Annotated in this window: 4 protein-coding genes and 1 pseudogene; all 5 read left to right on the forward strand. The window is 60.9% G+C overall.

Going from position 1 to position 4643, the window contains the following annotated elements:
- A pseudogene (locus tag FNA46_RS25705) lies at positions 1 to 247 on the forward strand (sugar phosphate isomerase/epimerase); the annotation flags it as partial.
- Between the two features lie 80 nt (positions 248 to 327).
- The gene (locus FNA46_RS25710) at positions 328 to 1563 is read left to right on the forward strand and encodes an ABC transporter substrate-binding protein (RefSeq protein ID WP_143128081.1); all 1236 of its coding nucleotides are present in this window, start codon (positions 328 to 330) and stop codon (positions 1561 to 1563) included.
- Between the two features lie 129 nt (positions 1564 to 1692).
- Positions 1693 to 2604: a carbohydrate ABC transporter permease gene (locus FNA46_RS25715; RefSeq protein WP_425468811.1), complete on the forward strand. Its 912-nt coding sequence runs from the start codon at positions 1693 to 1695 to the stop codon at positions 2602 to 2604.
- On the forward strand, positions 2601 to 3428 hold the full coding sequence (locus FNA46_RS25720) for a carbohydrate ABC transporter permease (RefSeq protein ID WP_143128083.1): 828 nt from the start codon (positions 2601 to 2603) through the stop codon (positions 3426 to 3428). Before FNA46_RS25715 ends, FNA46_RS25720 begins: the two co-directional genes overlap by 4 nt.
- Entirely contained in the window at positions 3425 to 4507 is a 1083-nt protein-coding gene (locus tag FNA46_RS25725; RefSeq protein ID WP_143128084.1) for an ABC transporter ATP-binding protein, read from the forward strand. Before FNA46_RS25720 ends, FNA46_RS25725 begins: the two co-directional genes overlap by 4 nt.
- Positions 4508 to 4643: the final 136 nt, after the last annotated feature.

The raw sequence follows: 4643 nt of genomic DNA on the forward strand, positions 1-4643 counted from the left end.
CGTGATCCGCGAGCACGGCATTTTCGGCAAGCATCCCTTCGTCTTCATGCGCACGCCGGGCTTTGGCGACACCAACTGGACGGATGTGATGTCCGAGCTTCGGCTTGCCGGATGGTCCGGTTCCGTCGATATCGAAGGCTGGCATGATCCCGTCTACCGCGACCAGCTGGAAATGACGGGCCAGGTGCATGCGCTGAACTACCTCAAGAATTGCCGGGGCGGCAGTTTCGTGACCGATCCCCAGTAAGACGCCACGGCCGGCGGGGAGGACGCTGGCCGGGGTGTGACATGAAACCGATCGGAATGGTCAAACTCTAGGAGGAGAGCATGTCTATTCGAATGTGTCTGATGGCGGGCGCCGTCGCGCTCGCTGGCATCCCCGCACTCGGGATGTCGCATGCGAGCGCCGAGGAAATCACGCTGCGCATCTGGAGCCTGGACAAGCCGGAGCAGCCGGCCTGGAACCTCGCCAAGGAATTCGACGACAAGGAACCGAACATCAAGGTCGAATACCGTCTGATCCAGTTCGATGACGTCGTCAGCGAGGCCATGCGCGCCTATTCCACCGGGCAGGCCCCCGACATCATCGCCATCGACAATCCCGAACATGCGCTCTTTGCGTCGCGCGGCGCCTTTCTTGACCTCACCGACATGATCTCCAAGTCGAGTGTCATCAAGAAGGAAAATTATTTCAAGGGGCCGCTGAACTCGGTCACCTGGAAGGACAAGCTTTATGGTGTGCCGAAGGCGACCAACACGATCGCGCTCTACTACAATGCCGACATGTTTCGCGCCAAGGGGCTCGATCCCGACAAGCCGCCGCAGACCTGGGACGAACTGCTGGCCGCGGCTCGCAAGCTCAACGATCCCGCCCGGAACGTCTATGGCCTTGCCTTCTCCGCCAAGGGCAATGAGGAAGGCACCTTCCAGTTCCTGCCCTGGGTGCAGATGGCCGGCGGCAGCTACAAGCACATCAATACTGAGGGCGGTGTGAAGGCGCTGACCGCCTGGAAGACGATCATGAACGAGAAGCTCGCCTCGCCGGACAGCCTGACGCGTGGCCAGTGGGATTCGACCGGCACCTTCAATGCCGGCAATGCCGCCATGGCGATCTCCGGTCCCTGGGAACTCAACCGCATGACCAGCGAGGCAAAGTTCGACTGGCGGGTGGCGCTGCTGCCGATCCCGCAGCCGGGCGCCGAGCGTTCGTCGGCCATGGGCGATTTCAACTGGGCGATCTTCTCCTCCACCAAGCATCCGGCGGAAGCCTTCAAGGCAATCGAGTATTTCGCCTCGCAGGACGACAAGATGTTTGCGAAATACGGCCAGCTTCCGGCCCGCTCCGACATCACGCTGCCAGCCACGGGCGATGCCAAGAAGGATGCTGCGCTGAAGGTCTTCCAGGAGCAGCTGAAATATGCGCAGGCGCGCGGCCCGCATCCGCAATGGCCGAAGATTTCCAAGGCGATCCAGGACGCGATCCAGGCGGCCCTGACCGGCCAGATGTCGCCCAAGGATGCGCTGGATCAGGCTCAGAAGAAGATCGACGCCGTTCTCGGCTGAGATTCCTCTTCCGCTTGCCGGGAAGGGGCCACGGCCCTGTCCCCCTGCCTTCCGGCTCCCTCCCGGTCGGCGGCTGTCCCGATCTCTTAGGGGCGGCTGCTGACCGGCGGTTCCGGCCCCTTTTCAAGGATGAAACCGTTGCGCAAACTTGCCCTGTCTCTGACCGACGGTCGCGGCTTCGACATCCTGCTCGTCGCTGTCCCCCTCGGCTTCCTGCTGGCACTGTCCGGCCTGCCGCTCCTCTACAACGTGTTGATGAGCTTCCAGGAAGTCGACATGTTCTCGCTGGGCAGCGTGATCCGGCCCTTCGTCGGCCTTGCCAATTACAAGGCGCTGTTTGCCGAGCCGGAAACCTGGCCGATCTTCGCCAACACGGCCATTTTCGTCACAGCCTCGATTGCCGGCCAGTTCGTCATCGGCTTCGGCCTTGCCTTGTTCTTCTGGGTCAATTTCCCGGGTGCCTCGTGGCTGCGCGGTCTCTTCCTCATCTCGTGGATCATGCCGGGGCTTGTGGTCGGTGCCGTCTGGAACTGGATGCTTTCAGGCGATTTCGGTGTCATCAACTTCCTGCTGCGTGAGGCGGGCCTCATCTCCCGGAACATCTTCTGGCGCTCCGATCCGAACTTTGCCCTGTGGGCTGTCATCCTCGCCAATATCTGGCTCGGCACGTCGTTCAACATGATCCTGCTGTCCGTCGGACTTTCGGCCATTCCGGAAGATCTCTATGAGGCGGCGGAACTGGATGGTGCCAATGTGTGGCAGCGTTTCGTCACCATTACGTTGCCGATGATGCGCTCGTCGATCGGCGCTATCCTGTCGCTGGGCCTGATCTTCACCCTGCAGCAGTTCGATCTCTTCGCCGCCATCACCTCCGGCGGGCCGAACAATGCCTCGAACGTCGCTCAGTACTGGGCCTGGGACCTGTCCTTCAAGCAATATGATTTTGCCCGCGGCGCGACGATCTCGGTCATCATGATCCTGTTCGTGATGCTGGCATCGGTCATCTATGTCCGCTCGACCCGACAGGAGGTGCGCGGATGACCGAGGCCTGGCGAAACCGCCTGATGCTGCTCATCGCGCTTGCGCTGGCGGCGGTTTATCTCTTCCCGCTCTACTGGATGTATATCACCACGCTGAAGAGCGGGTCGGCCGTCTTTGCCACGCCGCCCGGCTTCTGGCCGAGCGATCCCCACTGGGATACCTATGTCTATGTGTGGGAAAGCCGCAATCTGGCCCGCTATCTCGGCAATTCGCTGGTGATCGCGACCGGCGCGGTCACCCTCATCACGCTGCTTGGAACCGGTTGCGCCTATGTGCTTGCCCGCTATCGCAACCGCTGGGTCGATGTCGGTCTGTTCCTGATCCTGATGCTGCAGGTTCTTCCGGCCTCGCTGATGATCACGCCGATCTTCGTCGGCTTCTCGCAGCTTGGCCTGCTGGACTATCCGCGGTTTGCCGTTGTTCTGGCCATCGCCGCCAAATCCATGCCTTTCTTCGTGGTGCTGGTGCGGGCCACCTTCATGAGCGTGCCGATGGAACTGGAGGAGGCGGCGCTGGTCGACGGCAATTCGCGGATCGGCGCCTTTTTCAACATCGTGTTGCCTCTGGCGCGCAACGGCATTCTCGTCTCCGCCATCCTCATCTTCATGCAGGCTTTCGGTGAGTTCGTCTATTCGAAGTCGATCATCCAGGCGATCGAATATCAGCCGGCCAGCGTCGGCTTGAACTCCTTCATGGGACCGAACACCAATGAATGGAACAGCATCATGGCCTTCGCCACGATCTATGTGACGCCGATCCTCGCCATCTTCGTTCTCTTGCAACGCCGGATCGTTTCCGGCCTGACGTCCGGAGCGCTCAAATGACCCAGCAGATCGAACTCACCGGCGTCAACAAGTATTACGGGGCCTATCATGCACTGAAGGATATCGATCTTTCCATCCGCAAGGGGGCGTTCGTTGCACTGGTCGGCCCGTCCGGCTGCGGCAAGTCCACGCTGCTGCGGTCGCTGGCGGGGCTGGAGAGCATCTCGACCGGCGATCTCTTCATCGCGGGAGAGCGGATGAACGGTGTTCCGCCGCGCAAGCGCGATCTCGCCATGGTGTTCCAGTCCTATGCGCTTTATCCGCACATGACGGTTGAGGAGAATCTGACCTATTCGCTGCGTATCCGTGGTGTGAACCGCGCGGAAACTCGCAAGGCGGCGGAGGATGTGGCGGCGATTACCGGTCTTTCGCATCTTCTGCATCGCTATCCCCGCGAACTCTCCGGTGGTCAGCGGCAGCGCGTTGCCATGAGCCGTGCGATCATTCGTCATCCCAAGGCCTTCCTGTTCGACGAGCCGCTGTCGAACCTCGATGCCGCCCTGCGCGTCCAGATGCGCAAGGAGATCCGGGCGCTGCATGACCGGCTGGGGGCAACCTCCGTCTATGTCACCCATGACCAGGTGGAAGCCATGACCATGGCCGATCATGTCGTCGTCATGCGTCAGGGGGTGATCGAGCAGCAGGGCGCGCCGCTTCATCTCTACGACCGGCCGGTCAACCGGTTTGTGGCTGGCTTCATCGGTTCTCCCGCCATGAACCTCATTCCGGCCACCTATGTAGAGGGGGCGTTGCGGCTCGACATTCAGCCAGGTGAGGATGTCCGGCTGCCCTTCGATGCCCCTTTGATGAATGGTACGGCGGTCCATGTCGGACTGCGTCCGGAACATCTTCGGCTCGTTTCACCGGATGCAGCAAAGATCCGTTTTCCGGTCGGCGCTGTCGAAAGCACGGGGTCCAGTACCTATGTGGTGTCCGACAGCCGCCCGGAGATTACGATTGTCGCCAGCGAACGCCTTTTCCTCAGGCGCGGGGAGCAGATGGGCGTCGATTTCGAGCCGTCGAACCTCCATGTCTTCGATGCGCAGACCGATATCCGCATACCGATGCCCGGGGCGTGATCTGTTTCTGCTTGCCCGCCGCAGACAGTCGTCGGCAGAGGCTTCTGCGATTCGCGGCGGGCTGCAAAAATAGACGTTCCACATCAAAGGTTTATGACAAAAACGTCGCGCAATGAAAAAATACGGATTGACGCTT

The organism is Affinirhizobium straminoryzae (assembly GCF_007004135.1).
GTDB classification, from domain to species: Bacteria; Pseudomonadota; Alphaproteobacteria; order Rhizobiales; family Rhizobiaceae; genus Neorhizobium; species Neorhizobium straminoryzae.

What these genes read in the sequence shown, in the direction of transcription:
- FNA46_RS25710 (WP_143128081.1), top strand. Translation starts at nt 328, where the DNA reads ATGTCTATTCGAATGTGTCTGATGGCGGGCGCCGTCGCGCTCGCTGGC.
- FNA46_RS25715 (WP_425468811.1), top strand. Translation starts at nt 1,693, where the DNA reads ATGAAACCGTTGCGCAAACTTGCCCTGTCTCTGACCGACGGTCGCGGC.
- FNA46_RS25720 (WP_143128083.1), top strand. Translation starts at nt 2,601, where the DNA reads ATGACCGAGGCCTGGCGAAACCGCCTGATGCTGCTCATCGCGCTTGCG.
- FNA46_RS25725 (WP_143128084.1), top strand. Translation starts at nt 3,425, where the DNA reads ATGACCCAGCAGATCGAACTCACCGGCGTCAACAAGTATTACGGGGCC.